The organism is Actinomadura rudentiformis (genome assembly GCF_008923185.1).
GTDB lineage: Bacteria > Actinomycetota > Actinomycetes > Streptosporangiales > Streptosporangiaceae > Spirillospora > Spirillospora rudentiformis.
Genome location: NZ_WBMT01000024.1, coordinates 75345 through 90306, shown reverse-complemented (window position 1 = coordinate 90306; position 14962 = coordinate 75345). Strand labels below are relative to the sequence as shown.

13 protein-coding genes are annotated in these 14962 nt (G+C 70.4%); 7 read left to right on the top strand and 6 right to left on the bottom strand.

Going from position 1 to position 14962, the window contains the following annotated elements:
- Positions 1-25 precede the first annotated feature (25 nt).
- Positions 26-739: a cyclase family protein gene (locus F8566_RS40225; RefSeq protein ID WP_151567913.1), complete on the top strand. Its 714-nt coding sequence runs from the start codon at positions 26-28 to the stop codon at positions 737-739.
- 27 nt (positions 740-766) lie between these two features.
- Here F8566_RS40225 and F8566_RS40220 read toward each other — a convergent pair whose 3' ends face one another.
- Positions 767-1654, bottom strand: a complete 888-nt coding sequence (locus F8566_RS40220) for an SDR family oxidoreductase (RefSeq protein ID WP_192810102.1) — start codon at positions 1652-1654, stop codon at positions 767-769.
- Positions 1655-1768: 114 nt separating this feature from the next.
- Here F8566_RS40220 and F8566_RS40215 point away from each other — a divergent pair, with 114 nt between their 5' ends.
- Positions 1769-2626 (top strand): SAM-dependent methyltransferase, encoded by an 858-nt coding sequence (locus tag F8566_RS40215; protein ID WP_192810101.1) that lies wholly within the window; start codon positions 1769-1771, stop codon positions 2624-2626.
- A gap of 66 nt (positions 2627-2692) precedes the next feature.
- Here F8566_RS40215 and F8566_RS40210 read toward each other — a convergent pair whose 3' ends face one another.
- From F8566_RS40210 to F8566_RS40200, 3 genes are all read right to left on the bottom strand, one after another.
- Positions 2693-3574, bottom strand: coding sequence for a TIGR03619 family F420-dependent LLM class oxidoreductase (locus F8566_RS40210; RefSeq protein ID WP_151567907.1), 882 nt, complete (start codon positions 3572-3574; stop codon positions 2693-2695).
- A gap of 4 nt (positions 3575-3578) precedes the next feature.
- Positions 3579-4829, bottom strand: a complete 1251-nt coding sequence (locus F8566_RS40205; RefSeq protein ID WP_151567905.1) for an LLM class flavin-dependent oxidoreductase — start codon at positions 4827-4829, stop codon at positions 3579-3581.
- Between the two features lie 277 nt (positions 4830-5106).
- Positions 5107-5967, bottom strand: coding sequence for an alpha/beta fold hydrolase (locus F8566_RS40200; RefSeq protein ID WP_151567903.1), 861 nt, complete (start codon positions 5965-5967; stop codon positions 5107-5109).
- Positions 5968-6090: 123 nt separating this feature from the next.
- On the opposite strand from F8566_RS40200, the gene F8566_RS40195 reads away from it, so the two are divergent.
- A complete protein-coding gene (locus F8566_RS40195; protein ID WP_151567901.1) occupies positions 6091-6921 on the top strand; it encodes an LLM class F420-dependent oxidoreductase in 831 nt (276 codons plus the stop codon).
- On the opposite strand, the gene F8566_RS40190 is transcribed toward F8566_RS40195, so the two are convergent.
- Positions 6918-7496 carry a DUF4870 domain-containing protein gene (locus F8566_RS40190; RefSeq protein ID WP_225993945.1) on the bottom strand — a complete coding sequence of 193 codons (579 nt, stop codon included), beginning with the start codon at positions 7494-7496 and terminating at the stop codon, positions 6918-6920. The genes F8566_RS40195 and F8566_RS40190 overlap by 4 nt on opposite strands.
- A 97-nt stretch (positions 7497-7593) precedes the next feature.
- Between F8566_RS40190 and F8566_RS51885 the strand changes: the two genes are divergently transcribed.
- On the top strand, positions 7594-8985 hold the full coding sequence (locus F8566_RS51885; protein WP_225993944.1) for a serine/threonine-protein kinase: 1392 nt from the start codon (positions 7594-7596) through the stop codon (positions 8983-8985).
- Positions 8986-8991: 6 nt separating this feature from the next.
- On the opposite strand, the gene F8566_RS40180 is transcribed toward F8566_RS51885, so the two are convergent.
- Entirely contained in the window at positions 8992-10089 is a 1098-nt protein-coding gene (locus F8566_RS40180) for an alcohol dehydrogenase catalytic domain-containing protein (protein WP_151568139.1), read from the bottom strand.
- Between the two features lie 200 nt (positions 10090-10289).
- Between F8566_RS40180 and F8566_RS40175 the strand changes: the two genes are divergently transcribed.
- Genes F8566_RS40175 through F8566_RS40165 form a run of 3 tightly spaced genes read left to right on the top strand, consistent with a single transcriptional unit; the run spans position 10290 to position 14960 of the window.
- Entirely contained in the window at positions 10290-11540 is a 1251-nt protein-coding gene (locus F8566_RS40175) for an ABC transporter substrate-binding protein (protein WP_151567899.1), read from the top strand.
- Positions 11541-11559: 19 nt separating this feature from the next.
- The gene (locus F8566_RS40170; RefSeq protein ID WP_151567897.1) at positions 11560-14223 is read left to right on the top strand and encodes an ABC transporter permease subunit; all 2664 of its coding nucleotides are present in this window, start codon (positions 11560-11562) and stop codon (positions 14221-14223) included.
- The gene (locus tag F8566_RS40165; protein WP_151567895.1) at positions 14220-14960 is read left to right on the top strand and encodes an ABC transporter ATP-binding protein; all 741 of its coding nucleotides are present in this window, start codon (positions 14220-14222) and stop codon (positions 14958-14960) included. Before F8566_RS40170 ends, F8566_RS40165 begins: the two co-directional genes overlap by 4 nt.
- Positions 14961-14962: the final 2 nt, after the last annotated feature.

The window sequence follows — 14962 nt, the reverse complement described above, 5'->3', positions numbered from 1 at the left end:
CCGCTCGGCGGCGATAATCGGTGACATGTTCGAGGTGACGATCGATCTCTCGGTGCCGATCGGCACCGGGATGCCGGTGTACCCGGGCGACCCCGAGGTCGAACTGTCCGCCGCGCTGACGGTGGCGAAGGACGGGGTGAACGTGCAGCGTCTGCATCTCGGGTCGCAGACCGGGACGCACGTGGACGCTCCGTTCCACATCGACGACGCCCTGCCGGGGCTCCATGAGCTCCCGGGCGGCGGCGTCTTCGTGGGGCCCGCCGAGATCGTGGACGTCCGCGGGCTGCCGCCGCGTACGGCCATCGGGCCGGAGGTGCTGCCCGCACGGCCGGCCTTCACGGGATCCATCCTGGTCTTCGCCACGGGGTGGTCGAGGTACTGGGGGACGGACGAGTACTTCGCCCATCCCTATCTGGCGCCCGAGACGGCGGCGGCCATCGCGGCCCGGGAGTACAACTGGCTGACCGTCGGCATCGACGCGCCGAGCGTGGACCCGACGCCGGAGCCGGGGTCGGAGACGTTCACGCTGGCCGCGCACCGGTCCCTCCTCACCCGGACGGACACGGCGTTCGGCGGGCCGATGGTCGTCGAGAACCTCACCAACCTGGACCAGGTCCTGGAGGCCAAGGCCGACGGCTACCTCATCTCGATGATGGTCTTCCCGCTCCGGCTGCCGGGCGACGGCGCACCGGCGCGCGCCGTCGCCCACGGAATCTCGGACGCCGAGGACGCGCCCTAAAGCGCGTCCTGGGGCCTAGTGCGCGTCCTAAGGCGCCGTCGGCGCTCCGGTGAGCAGGGTGCGGTGCTGCTCCATGAGGTCGATCATCGGGCGGGCGGGGCGGCCGGTGAGGCGCTGGACGGTGTCGGTCACCGGTTCGCCGTAGCCCGCGCGCAGGGACACCCCGAACGACACGATCATGCCGCGCACGTCGTCGGGGATCCCGGCGGCGCGCAACTGCTCGTCGAGCGTCGCGTCGTCCACGCTGGCGTAGCCGACGGGACGGCCGGAGACCTTGCTCGCCAGCGCGGTGATGTCGGCGAAGCTGAGCGACTCCGGCCCGGTGACGTCGTAGGTCTTGCCCTCGTGACCGGATGAGGTCAGCACCGCGGCGGCGACGGCGGCGCAGTCGTCACGGTGGACGAAGGCGCCGCGGGCGTGGTCGGTGTTGTCGACCAGGACGCCGCGGGCGATCGCGGGCGGCAGGATCTGGGTGACGGGGGTCTCGGCGTACAGGCCGTTGCGCAGGTACGTCACGTCCAGCCCGGAGCCGTCCAGCAGCTCGTGGGTGCGCAGGTGGTCGGGCACCACGGTGGACGGGCAGCCGGGGTCGACCATGATGTACGAGGTGTAGACGACGTGCCGGACCCCGGCCGCCACGGCCGCCTCGATGGCGTTGCGGTGCTGGTCGACGCGGCGGCCGAGCTCGTGCAGGCTGATCAGGAGCATCCGGTCGGCACCCTCGAAGGCCGCCGGCAACGACTCGGGCTCGTCGTAGTCGGCGCGCCGCACGGTCACGCCGTCGGCGGAGAAACCGGCCAGCGCGTCCACGTTCCGGGTGGCGAGGATGACGTCGTCGGCTGGGACCCTGTCCAGCACGTACCGTGCGGTCGCGCGGCCGAGTTGTCCGGACGCACTTGCGATGAGAATTCTCATTACCATCCCAAATCAATCGATTGCCGGGCCCGGAGCTTATTCGGATTTCGATACGGTGTGCTTAACGTTAGGGCGTTCGCCGCCATTGCCGCTACCGTTGGAGAATCCGCGACCGTGACGCCGCCACATGATCCCGCCTCGGCGGAGCAGGAGTCCGTGCCGAGCCATCGCACTCCGTGGCTGGACGCGACCCGTCCGTCACCTGCCCGTGTGTACGACTACCTCCTGGGTGGCAAGGACAATTTCGCGGCCGACCGGATCGCCGCGGAGAAGATGGTGGCAGCCCTTCCTTCCATCCGGGTCGGTGCGCAGGAGAACCGCCGGTTCCTGCTCCGCGGTGTCCGTTATCTGGCTGCCGAGATGGGAATGCGACAGTTCTTGGACATTGGCACCGGCATTCCCATCTCGCCCAACGTGCACGAGGTCGTTCAATCCGTCACGCCCGCAGCGCGGGTCGCCTACGTCGACAACGACCCGGTCGTTCTCGCGCACGCCCGCGCGCTCCTGGTCTCCGGGCCGGGCGGCGAGGTCGGATACCTGGAGGCGGACATCCGCGATCCGGGCTCGATCATCAGCAGCACACTGGTCCGCAACATGCTGGACTTCGACGAACCTGTCGCGCTGGTGCTGAACGCCGTCCTGCACTTCATCCCCGACGACGAACGGCCCGCCGAGATCCTCCGCACCCTGATCGGCGCACTGCCGCCCGGCAGCCACGTGCTCGCCAGCCACCTCACCCCTGAGCACAACGCGCGACTGCGGCAGGCCAGCGACGGCTACAACGACGACGGCGTGCGCACCCGGCCCAGGACCCGGGCGGAGTTCGAGAGACTGGTCTTCACCGGCCAAGGGCTCGAACTGGTGGAGCCGGGAGTGGTGCTGGTGTCGCACTGGCGCCGCGACCCCGACGACCCGCCCGCCCCCACCGCCGCCGAGGTCTCCGCCTACGGTGGCCTCGCCCGCCTACCCTGAACGCCCGCCTACCCTGAACGGGCACGCGAGCCTCCGCCGCGCCGCACGCCGATCACATCTCGGCGATCACATCTTGGCGATGACCTCGTCGGCGAAGCGTTCCATGGTGGCGACCTTGAGCTCCAGGCCCTCGCCGTGCTTCGCCTTGTCGTCCCCGGACGCCAGCCACCACGGGGCGGCCATCGTGCCGTTCACCCCGCGGTCGGCCCACTTCTTGTAGAGGTCGGCCGAGGGCATCGCGCCGATGGGTGCGATCACGTCCAGGTCGTCGAGAGTGCGGCCGTGGTCGGCGAGGAAACCGCTGAGGCGGTCGAGCAGGTCCTCAAGCTGGTCCTCGGAGTAGATGCGGTTGCCGATCCAGCCGTCGCCGACGCGGGCCGCCCTGCGCAGCGCGGCGTCGCTGTCCCCGCCGATGTAGACCGGGACGGGCTTGGACGGAACGGGCGCGATGCTGAGCGGGCCGAAGTCGTAGAACGTGCCGTGGTGCTCGACCATCCCGCCCTGCCAGAGCGTGCGCAGGGCGGGGATCATCTCGTCCAGCCGCTTGCCCCGGGTGTGGAAGTCCTGGCCCGTCTGCAGGAACTCGTCCTTGCACCAGCCCACGCCCACACCGAAGATCGCCCGGTCGCCCGACAGCGCCGCGGCCGTGGAGACGGCCTTGGCGACCGTGAACAGATCGCGGGCGGGCGGGATGTAGACGTTGGTCGCGAACCGCACCCGTTCGGTGACCGCCGCCATCGCCCCGATCGTCACCCACACGTCCGGCCAGTGGGTGTCGGGCTTGTACGGCGGCGCGCCCGTGTCGGAGTAGGGGTAGGACGCGTCGTAGTCGGTGTAGAAGATGTGATCCGAGATCGCGACCGTGTCGTATCCGAGGCGGTCCGCCGCACGGGCGAGCCCGAGGAACTCGCCCGTCTCGACGAACGCGGCGCCAAGCCAGAACTCCATGGTGTCAGTCCTGGAACTCGGGGATGACCTTGGTGGCGAACATCTCCAGGTTGCGCTTGACCGTGTCGAGCGGCAGCACGCCCTGCTGGCCCTGCATGAACAGGCCGAACCACTCCAGGTCGGGCATGCGGTCGAGCATGCGCTGGATGCCGCGCTTGACATCGTCCGGGGTGCCGAGGAGGGCCATCTCCACCTCGTTCATGCGCTTGAAGTCGCCCTTCTCCGGGGAGATGGGCTTGTGGCTGTCGTCCTCCTTCTTGCGCAGCACCTCCAGGTAGCCGAAGGGGCCGAAGAACGAGGCGAAGTCCTTCTGCATGCCCTTGCCGTAGGTGGCGATGGCCTCCTCGCGGGTGTCCGCCATACCCACGATCTTGAGGATGCCGGTGTGCTCGCCGAGCTTGTACTCCTTGCCCTGCCGCGCGCACTCCTCCTGGTAGAGCTTGGCCTTGGCCGCGTGGTCGTCGGGGTTCGGGGTGAACATCCACGGCATGATGCCTTCTTGCGCGGCGCGGATGACCGAGCGGTCCGAGACGGTGAACGGCTGCCACAGTTCGGGGTGCGGGTACTGGTACGGCTTGGGGCAGATCGACACCGACTGGATCACGCCGTCGTCGTCGATCTCGCCGGGCGCGCCGAAGGTCTTGGTCCACTCCTGGGCGGGCCAGCCCTCGATGCCGCTGAACGGGGCGGGGATCTCGTAGTCCAGCACGTCGCTCTTGTAGCGGACGGTGTCCTGCTCCCACGCCATCTTCATGATCTTGAGGACCTCGCCGAACACGTCGAAGTTGCGCGTGTCCGACTTGGAGCCGTCCGAACGGGCCGCCGCCGCGTGCCAGCGCTGGCCGAGCACGTTCATCCACCGGTTCTGGTAGCCGCGGGCCACACCCAGCCGCAGCCGGCCCTTGGAGAAGTGGTCCAGCAGCGCGACGTCCTCGGCCGCCCGGATCGGGTCCCAGGCGGGCAGCACGATCCCCAGCGGGGCGAGCAGGATCCGCTCGGTGCGGGCCGCCAGGTCGGTGAGGAACATCAGCGGGTTGACCGAGAACTCAAAGCCCTCGGAGTGGAAGTGGTGCTCGGTCATCATGAGCGCGTCGAAGCCGACCTGATCGGCGTGCACGGCGATCTCGCGGACCTCGTGGAGCAGCTTCTGGTACGACTCGACGTCGCGTCCGATCGGCCGCTTGGCCTTGGCGTTCTCCTCGGCGGCCCACCCACTTCCCGGAATCTGTGGATTCAGAAAGATCGAAAACTTCACGCTGCTATCTCCAATCGAACACTTTTCCTGCGGCTCGCGAATTCGATCATCAGACTTCGTTTGTCAGCTGCGTGAGCCTTAAGGCACGAAGCCGGAGCCATCCGGGGGAGACGGTTGGGGCGTTGAACGCTTATGACGTCGCCGTGCTCTATGGCATGGCGTGGGTACTTGTCATCGTGCCCGTACCGCAAGGGTCTCCCTTCGGTAGATGCGGACTTCGCCGTCACATCCAGTGACGGAGGAGAGCTGCGACTCGGCTTGACCGCAACTCGGATGGTCAGGGCTGGGATGGTGACGCGGGCTTCTCCTTGTCGAGCTTCTCGAGTTCCTCGAGCCGGTTCTTGACGACGAGCAGGAATTCGGCCGGCCGCTCTTCGTGCAGCCGGTGCCCGGCCCCGGGCCAGGCGATGGCACGGGACGCGGGATGCTTGAACAGTTCGGTCTCCCAGGCGGCCGACGCCGGGCTCGCCCAGCAGGTCAGGACGGGGCAGTCGCGGCGGGTGAGGTAAGCCTCGGACGCCGGGCGGGTGCCCCAGTGGCCCTCGTCGGTGAACATCGCCGGGAACGCCTGTGCGAGCACGTGCTCCGGGGTGGCCTGGATCTTGCGGGCGTGCGCGGTCCGCAGGTGCCGGGGGGTGGCGGCGGTGTAGAGGACCGGCTCCATGCCGAGGACCGTCGCGACCGGATCCTTGCGGAGGGCCTCCACCATGCCGGGGAGGAACTGCGCGATCTCGGGGGGCTGCCCGTACGCGGGGTCGACGCACACGAGCGACCGCACCCGGCCGGGGTGCTCCACGGCCAGCGCGCTCGCCACCATCGCGCCCATCGAGTGCCCGATGGCGATCACCTGGTCGACGCCGAGACGGTCCAGGAGACGGGCGAGGTCGGCGGCGAGCTCCTGCGGGCGATAGCCGGTCTCCGGTGCGGAGGAGTGCCCGTGGCCGCGCAGGTCGGGTGCGATGACCCGGTGACCGGCGGCGGTCAGGCCGGCGATGTGCCAGGCCCAGTCCTGGGAGTCGGCGGCGTACCCGTGGACGAGGAGGAGCGGGAGGCCGCCCGCCCGCGTGGGACCAGCTGCTGCGGAGGGGGCGTCGTCGGTGTAGAACAGACGGACATCACCCAGCTCAGCAAATGGCATGGGCACCCCTCCATGGCGGTTGGACCGAACAAGCGCACGCTACATCAATTCGCACTAGCCGAGCAATCGCTTGGTCGAGTACAAAGCATGTGACGGATGTCGCGTACGAGGGAGAGGCATGGGATGCGGCTAGGGATCACGATGTTCGCCACCGACCGGACGATGGCGCCGCACGAGCTGGCCCGGGAGGCCGAGAGCCGGGGCTTCGTCTCGTTCTACATCCCCGAGCACACCCACATCCCGGTCTCGCGGGACACCCCGCCGCCCACGGGCGTCGACACCCTGCCCGAGGAGTACGCGCGCACGCTCGACCCGTTCGTGGCTCTGGCCGCCGCAGCGGCGGTGACCGAGCGGATCCGGCTCGGGACGGGCGTCTGCCTGCCCGCCCAGCGCGAGCCGATCGTCACCGCCAAGGCCGTCGCCACGCTCGACCAGATCTCGGGCGGGCGGTTCGTTCTCGGCATCGGGTACGGGTGGAACCGCGAGGAGGCGGCCGACCACGACGTGCCCTGGAAGCAGCGGCGCGGCATCGCCCGCGAGCACGTGCTGGCCATGCGCGAGCTGTGGACGAAGGAGGAGGCGTCCTTCAAGGGGGAGCACGTGTCGTTCCAGCCGAGCTGGTCGTGGCCCAAGCCGGCCGGGCACGTCCCCGTCCTGCTGGGCGGCGCTCCCGGCCCCCTCCTCTTCTCGCACATCGCCGAGTACGGCGACGGGTGGATGCCGATCGGCGGCGCGGGCATCCGCGAGGCTCTGCCCGCGCTGCGCGCCGCGTGCGAGGAGGCGGGCCGCGAGCCCGTGCCGGTCATCCCGTTCGGGACGCTGCCGACGCCGGAGAAGCTCGGCTACTACGCGTCCCTGGGCGTTGAGGAGGTCGTGTTGCGCGTGCCGGCCGGGGGCCGCGACGAGGTGCTGCCGGTGCTGGACGAGTACGCGACGACCCACCTGCGTGACTAGCGGACCATGCGGAAGCAGAGCCAGGTCGGGAACTGGTAATAAAGGCCCTTGCCCGCCTTGACCGCACCCATGATCAGCACCACGTACTGCGCGAACACGTGGAAGGCGTAGAAGGGTGCCGCGATCAGCAGCCAGAGCGGCTGGTCGGTGACGATCGCGATCGGGATCGCGACCACCAGCGGCACCACCATCTGGATCAGTGCGGTGATCTGGTAGTTCAGCGCCTGGGCGGCATGGAACCTGACCAGCGCGGAGTGCTTGCGCTTGACGAAGTAGATGATCAGCGGGGCCAGGAAACCGACAAGGATCGTCCCGACATAGCTCATGATCGCCCAGGTGCTGTCGTCGCCGCTCGGCTGGACGCGCGGCCCCTGCGGTACTCCGGGAGGCCCGTACCCCCACTGCGGGTCGTACGGTCCGCCGGACGGCGGTCCGCCTCCCGGCGGGGGCCCGTCCCCGGGCGGTCCGTAGCCCGGAGGCTGTCCGTACTGCGGCACCTGCCCGTACCCGGGCGGCGGGGAGTCGGAGGGCGGCTGCCCGTAGGGCGAGGGGTGTGGCGGTGGTTGTTCGGTCACGGGACAGTCCTCTCGCTCCTCCGTGAGAATGTCTGAAATCTACTTGAACTGGACGACCGTGCGTGGCGTCTCACTGTCAGCGGAAGGGGGCGAAGCCATGCCCATGGTCGAGGAGATGCGCTCTGACGACCCGGTGAGCCTCGGGCCGTACCGGCTCTCCGGCAGGCTGGGCGAGGGCGGGCAGGGCGTCGTCTACCTGGCCGAGGCGCCGGGCGGCCGCCAGGTGGCGGTCAAGCTGCTGCGCGGCCACCTGGGTGCGAACTCCGAGGCCCGGGCGCGCTTCATGCGCGAGGCCGAGACGGCCCGGCGCGTGGCGCGATTCTGCACGGCCTCGGTGCTGGACGCCGACGTCGCGGGCGACCAGCCGTACATCGTGAGCGAGTACGTGGACGGCCTCTCGCTGCGGCGCGTGGTCGCGGCCGAGGGCGCGCGGGACGGCGGGGAACTGGAACGCCTCGCGGTCGGGACGGCGACGGCGCTGGTGGCGATCCACCAGGCGGGCGTCGTGCACCGCGACTTCAAGCCGCACAACGTGCTGCTGGGACCGGACGGGCCGCGCGTGATCGACTTCGGCATCGCCCGCGCGTCCGACGGGACGTCGATCACCGCGAGCGGGCCGCTGGGCACGCCGTCCTACATGGCGCCCGAACAGGTCACGGGGGAGCGGGCCGGACCGGCCGCCGACGTGTTCGCGTGGGCGGGGACGATGGTGTTCGCGTCGTGCGGGCGGCCGCCGTTCGGGGCCGACTCGATGCACGCCGTGCTGCACCGCGTCCTGCACGAGGAGCCGGATCTCGGCGCGCTGACCGGCCCCCTGCGCGAGATCGTGGCCGCCTGCCTGGCCAAGGATCCGGCGGCCCGGCCGGGGTCCGGCGAGGTGCTGCGCCGGTTGCTCGGCCAGGTCGAATCGGGCACCACCAGCCCGTTGCCGCCTCCGCCTCCGCTGGCGCAGGAAACGTCACGGGACACGGAGCGGGTCTCTGCGCCTCGCAAGCCGCGGCGGATCTCCGCTGCCGTCGCCGTGTCCGGTGCGGTGATCGCAGTCGCGGCGGCCGTCGTGGCCGGCGTGCTCGCGTTCGACGGCCTGGGACGTGGTGGCGGCACGCCGAATGGGGATTCCACGAAGTCGACGTCCAGCCCTCCGTCCACCCCGGCTGCCAGCTTCCCCGACGCGTTCGCCGGGAACTGGTCGGGCAGATTGCAGCAGAGCGACAAGAAGATACTGCCCGCCGTCGTCGTCCTGCCGAAGGGCGGGAGCCGCGGGCAGGTCAGTTATCCGAACGAGCGATGCTCGGGCGAGCTCTCGCTGAGCGGATTCACCCCCACCGTCCTGACCCTGCGCGAAGTGATCACCACGGGCGCGGAGCGCTGCATCAACACCGGCGCCGTGACCCTCACACTCCAGGATGGGGGCACCCTCTTCTTCAGCTACTCCGGGACCGAGAAGGGCGAGACCTACACGCTCACAGGCCCGTTGACGCGTAGCTGAGGGCGGTCAGTCGAAGACGATGACCGAGCGGGCGACGGCGCCCGAGCGGACGTGCGCGACGGCGTCGTTGACGGCGTCGAGGGGGACGCGTTCGCTCACCAGGCCTTCGAGGTTGAGGCGGCCGCGCCGGTAGAGGTCCACGAGCAGCGGCAGGTCGCGGGCGGGGGTGGCGTCGCCGCCCTGGGTGCCCATGAGGCGGCGGGAGCCGAAGAGCTGACCGGGCGGGATCTCCAGGTTCTTCCCGGCGGCCGGGCTGCCGACCATGACGGTGGTGCCGCCGGGCTGGGTCGCGGCGAACGCCTTGGTCAGCACCTCGGCGATGCCCGTGACGTCGAACGCGTAGTCGGCGCCGCCACGGACGATCTCACCCACCTGCTTGGGAAGGTCGTCGGACAGGAGGGTGTGTGTCGCGCCGAACTCCTGCGCCAGCGTCAGCTTGGACTCGACGACGTCGGCGGCGATGATCGTGGTCGCCCCGGCGAGCACGGCGCCCTGGATCACGTTCAGGCCGACGCCGCCGGCGCCCACCACCAGCACGGACGAACCGGGCTCGACGCGGGCCGTGTTGAGGACGGCGCCCACGCCGGTCACCACTCCGCAGGCGGTGAGGGCGAGCAGGTCGAGCGGCGCGTCCTTGGCGACCTTGACGCACATGGCCTCGGCGACGACGACCTTCTCGGCGAACGAGCCGATGCCGATGTAGGGGCGGACCACCTCGTCGCCGGCTGAAAGGCGGGTGGTGCCGTCGCCCATCAGGCCCATGATCGCGGACATCCGGCTCTTGCCGCTGCACAGGTGCGCGTTGCCGCGGGCACAGTTGCGGCACCGGCCACACGGCCCGTTCATTGCGACGATCACATGGTCGCCGGGCTTCACGGCGGTCACGCCCGGCCCGACCCGTTCCACGACGCCCGCGCTCTCGTGCCCGAGCACGCACGGCAGATGCGACACGACGGGGCTCTTGCCGTCGATGGCCTTGATGTCGGAGCCGCAGACGCCCGAGGCCGCCACCTTGACCAGCACCTCGCCGGCCTTGGGGTCCTCGACCGTCACCTCGGCCAACTCCATCGGGGCGCCGAACCTCCGGAGAAGCGCCGCGCGCATCACAGTGCTCGTCAAGTCGTCTCACCTTCCGTGTCGCGCCGCCGGAAGCGCGGCCAGGGTCACGCTAACACCAAGCACTTGCTTGGTCGAGATCGTTGACACGCTCTCCGGGTCGAACTTACGCTCACGCCCAAACGAGCGCTAGGTCACGTTGGTGCCGTCGGCTCGTCCGTGTGCCTGTCACCCCCCGGAGGCGCGACATGAAGACATCGGTTCTCACGACCTCGGCGACACTTCGGACGGCGGCGGTGGCGGCGTCCGCCGTACTGCTGGCCGGATGCGCCACCAGCAACGAGTCCTCGTCGGGATCGGGCTCGGCCGGGGTCACCGATTCGGCGGTCAAGGTCGGCGGCGTGCTCACCAAGACCAGCGCGACCGGCTACTCGACGGGCGGTGCCGAGCTCGGCGCCAAGGCCCGGTTCGAACGGGCCAACGCGGCGGGCGGCGTGCACGGCCGCAAGATCGAGTTCGTCGGGGTCGAGGACGACACGATGACGCCGGACAAGGGTGCCGCGGCCGCCAAGAAGCTGGTCCAGAAGGAGAAGGTGTTCGCCGTCCTGCCGGTCAGCGCGCCGCAGTTCGGCGGGGCGGAGTTCCTGGAGCAGCAAAAGGTGCCGTGGTTCGGCTGGGCGACCGGTCCGTTCTGGTGCGGCAAGGAGAGCGCGTTCGGTTTCAACGGCTGCCTCGCGCCCAAGCCGGGCGAGAAGACGCAGACGTGGTGGGGCAACCAGGTCGCCGCGCAGCTCGGCGGATCCAAGGGCAAGAAGGTCTGGGTGCAGGCCACCGACTCCACGGCCAGCAAGTACGGCATCATGACGATCTCCAAGTCGTTCAGCGCCTCGGGCTTCGAGATCGCCGGCTCGTCGGCCGCGCTGCCCGCGCAGGCGCCGCCGCAGGACTGGTCGCCGTACGTCAACAAGATCATGAAGAGCGCCGGCGGCAAGGCTCCCGACGTGGTGGTGTCGGTCATGGCCGGCGGCAAGTTCAACTCCGGGCTCTACGCGGCGCTGAAGCGGGCGGGCTACAAGGGCCTCATCACCGACGCGACCTCGTACGACCCCAAGGTCCTGGCCGATCCGCAGACGAAGGAGGCGCTGGAGGGCGTCTACGCCGCGCCGCAATTCGAGCCGTACGAGTCGGACGCCCCCGAGGTCGCGCAGATGAAGGCGGACCTGCAGAAGGTCGGCGCGGCGCTCGACCAGCACGCCGCCACCGGCTACTGGTCCGCCGACATCTTCCTCAAGATCCTGGAGAAGACCGGTAAGGACCTCACCCGCGACTCGTTCTTCAAGGCGGCCAACGGCTTCTCGTACGAGAACAAGGGCTTCGGCCGCATCCAGTACCCGGCGGGCAAGACCGAGTCCAACGGCTGCGGTGCCCTCGTGAGGCTGGAGGGCGGCAAGTTCACCGTCACGCAGCACCTCAAGTGCTACGACAACACCACCCTCTAGCGGAGAAGGACCACCAGGGGTGAGCGAACTCGTCGGCTATGTCCTGAGCGGCCTGGTCACCGGCGCGATCTTCGCGCTGATGGCGTCCGGGCTGACGCTCTCGTACTCCGCCACGGGCGTCTTCAACTTCGCGCACGGCGCGATCGGATTCCTGACCGCGCTGGTCTTCTTCGAGCTGACGACCGGGCTCGGCTGGCCGGTGTGGCTGGCCGGGCCGGTCACCGTCGCCGGGGTCGCCCCGCTGCTGGGGTACGCGCTGCACCGGCTGATGTTCCGCGGCCTGGCCTCCGCCGGGGAGACCGCGCAGATCGTCGCCACCATCGGCCTGACGATCGCACTCCCCGCACTGGGGCTGTGGACCGTGGACGTGCTGGTGGACACCTTCGGGGCGGACCTGCCGAAGGTCACCGAGGGGGCGGCCGCCCGCGGGCTCGGCCCGCGACCGGTGGAGACCTGGCAGCCGTTCGGCGGCGTGACGATCGACTCCGACCAGCTAACCACGTTCGTCTTCGCCGTGCTCGCCGCGGTCGTGTTGTGGGCGGTCATGCGGCACACGCCGCTGGGCCTGCGCATGCGCGCCACGGTCGACCGGCGGCGGCTGGCCACCCTGCGCGGCATCGACGCCGACGCAGCGTCCGCCCAGGCCTGGATGCTCAGCTCCACCCTGGCCGGGCTGGCCGGAGTACTGGCCGTGCCCGCTCTCGGATTGGACTCCAACGCGTTCACGGTGCTGCTCTTCGCCTCCGCGACCGCTGCCGTCTTCGGGCGCCTCCAGTCGATCCCGGTGACGTTCGTCGCGGGCCTCGCGCTGGGCGTCGTGCAGAACCTCGTCGCCGGTTACGCCGACTTCGCCGAGAAGGTGACGGGCTTCCGTACGGCGATCCCCGCCATCCTGCTCTTCGGGGGCCTCCTCGTTCTCGGCCGGACCCGGGCCCGCGTGGCGGGTTCGATCGCCGAGGACGCGCCGCCGCCCGACTACCTGGCCGACCTGCCGCGCTGGCGCCGCGTCCTGCCCTGGACCGTCTCGGTCGTCGCCCTCCTCATCTGGACGTTCACCCTCGGGGATGACTACTGGGTCGGCCTGGTCGCGCAAGGCCTCGTCCTCGCCCTCATCTTCTGCTCGTTCGTCGTCGTCACCGGCATCGGCGGCATGGTCAACCTCGCGCAGGCGAGCTTCGCGGCTTTGGCCGCGCTCGCCGCCGGTCTGGCCTTCAGCAAAGGCCTGCCCTTCCCCCTGGCCGTCCTGCTCGGGGTCCTGGCCGCGGTCGCCGCCGGAGTCCTCGTGGCCCTTCCGGCCCTGCGCCTGGGCGGCCGTGTCCTGGCCCTGGCCACCCTCGCCCTGGCGCTCCTAGCCGACCAGGTGCTCTTCCAGATCGACGCGTTCAGCAACGGCACCGTCGGCTGGAAACTCCCCGCGTTCTCCCTGGGCTTCGCCGACACCAACGACCCCCGCGCGCGGGTGGTCATCTTGCTCGCCGTCATCGGCCTGGTCGGCCTGCTGATCCGCAACCTGGAACGCTCCGCGTCCGGCCGCGCGATCCTCGCCGTCCGCTCCGCGCCCACCGCCGCGCTCTCGGTCGGCATCTCCGCCACCCGAGCCAAGATCACCCTCTTCGCCCTCGCCTCCGGCATCGCCGGGCTGGGCGGTGTCCTGTACGCCACGTTCAACGGCCAGATCACCGCCACCGACCTGCCCGCGCTGACCGGCTTCGTCTGGCTCGCCGTCGTCGTGCTCCAGGGCGTGCGCCGCGTCGGCGGCGCCGTCCTGGGCGGCCTCATCATGGCCCTGTTCCCCGAGGTCCTGGACAACGTCACCGACTCCGCCTACGTCGGGATGATCCTCTTCGGCCTCGGCGGAATGATCCTCGCCAAGCATCCCGACGGCGTGCTCGCCCAGATGGCCGAACGCCGCTACCGCCGCCGCAAACGCACCGAGAAGCGCGCCGAGGTCGTGTCCGTCTCACCCGGACCGGCCCAGCCCGACGCGGTCCTCCGCCTGGAGGGAATCGTCGCCGGATATGGCGACGCCACCGTCCTGCGGGGCGTCGACCTGGCGGTCCCGGCCGGAAAGGTCGTCGCCCTCCTCGGCGCGAACGGCGCGGGCAAGTCGACGGCCTGCGCCGTCGCGGGATCGATGGTCCCCACCGCGGGCCGCGTCCTGCTCGACGGCGAGGACATCACGAACTGGCCCGCGCACAGACGGGCCCGCGCGGGCATCTATCTCGCCCCCGAGGGGCGCGGGGTCTTCCCGTCCCTCACGGTCGAGGAGAACCTCACGACCTGGCTGCCGTCCGCCGCCGACCGCGAGAAGGTGTACGAGCGGCTCTCCCATCTGGCCGACCGCCGCACCGTCGCGGCCGGGGCGCTCTCGGGCGGCGAGCAGCAGATCCTCGCCCTGGCTCCCGCGCTCGTCAGACCGCCGCGCGTGCTGATAGCCGACGAGCCATCCCTCGGCCTGGCACCGCTCATCGTCGAGCAGATCTTCGAGCTCTTCGGCGAGCTCCGCGACCGCGGTGTCGCCCTCCTCGTCGTCGAGGAGAAGGCCAGCGAGGTGCTCGCGCTCGCCGACACCGTCGCGTTCATGCGGCTCGGCCAGATCTCCTGGACCGGTCCGCGCTCCGAGGTCGACGAAGAGCGGCTGACCTCCGCCTACCTCGGACTCGCAGGAGTGGGGGACCAGTGATCGGCATCACCGGCGTCAGCGTGCGCTTCGGCGGCGTCCACGCCCTCACGGACGTGACCTTCACCGTGCCCGAAGGGGAGACCTGCGGCGTCATCGGCCCGAACGGCGCGGGCAAGACCACGCTCTTCGACGTGGTCACCGGCCTCCGCCGCCCCACCGCCGGCTCCGTCCACCTCAACGGCGCCGACGTCACCACCACCAGCGCCGTCAAACGATCCCGCCTCGGCCTGCGCCGCACCTTCCAGCGCCCTCAGGTCTTCGGCCGCCTCACGGTCCTCGACAACGTCCTGGCCGCCGTCGAATGGCACGGCGGCGGAGGAGGCCTGGCCGCCGACCTGGTCGGCTGGCGCACCCGCCGCCGCCTGGAGTCCGAACGCCGCGCCAAGGCCCTCGACGTCCTCGACCGCTGCGGCATCGCCGACCTCTCCACCGCCTACGCCGCCGATCTCCCGATAGGCCGGCGCCGCATGGTGGAGCTCGCCCGCGCGATCGTCGACGACCCGGACGTCCTCCTCCTGGACGAACCGACCTCAGGACTGGACACCGACCAAGCGGCCCTCTTCGCCACCGTCGTCCGCGACCTGGACGCGACCGTCCTCCTGGTCGAGCACGACGTCGGCTTCGTCATGGAGGCCTGCGAACGCGTCGTCGTCCTCGACCTGGGAAAGGTCATCGCCGACGCGACCCCCACCCAGATCCGCGAAGACCCGGTAGTGAGGGCCGCCTACCTCGGCTGACG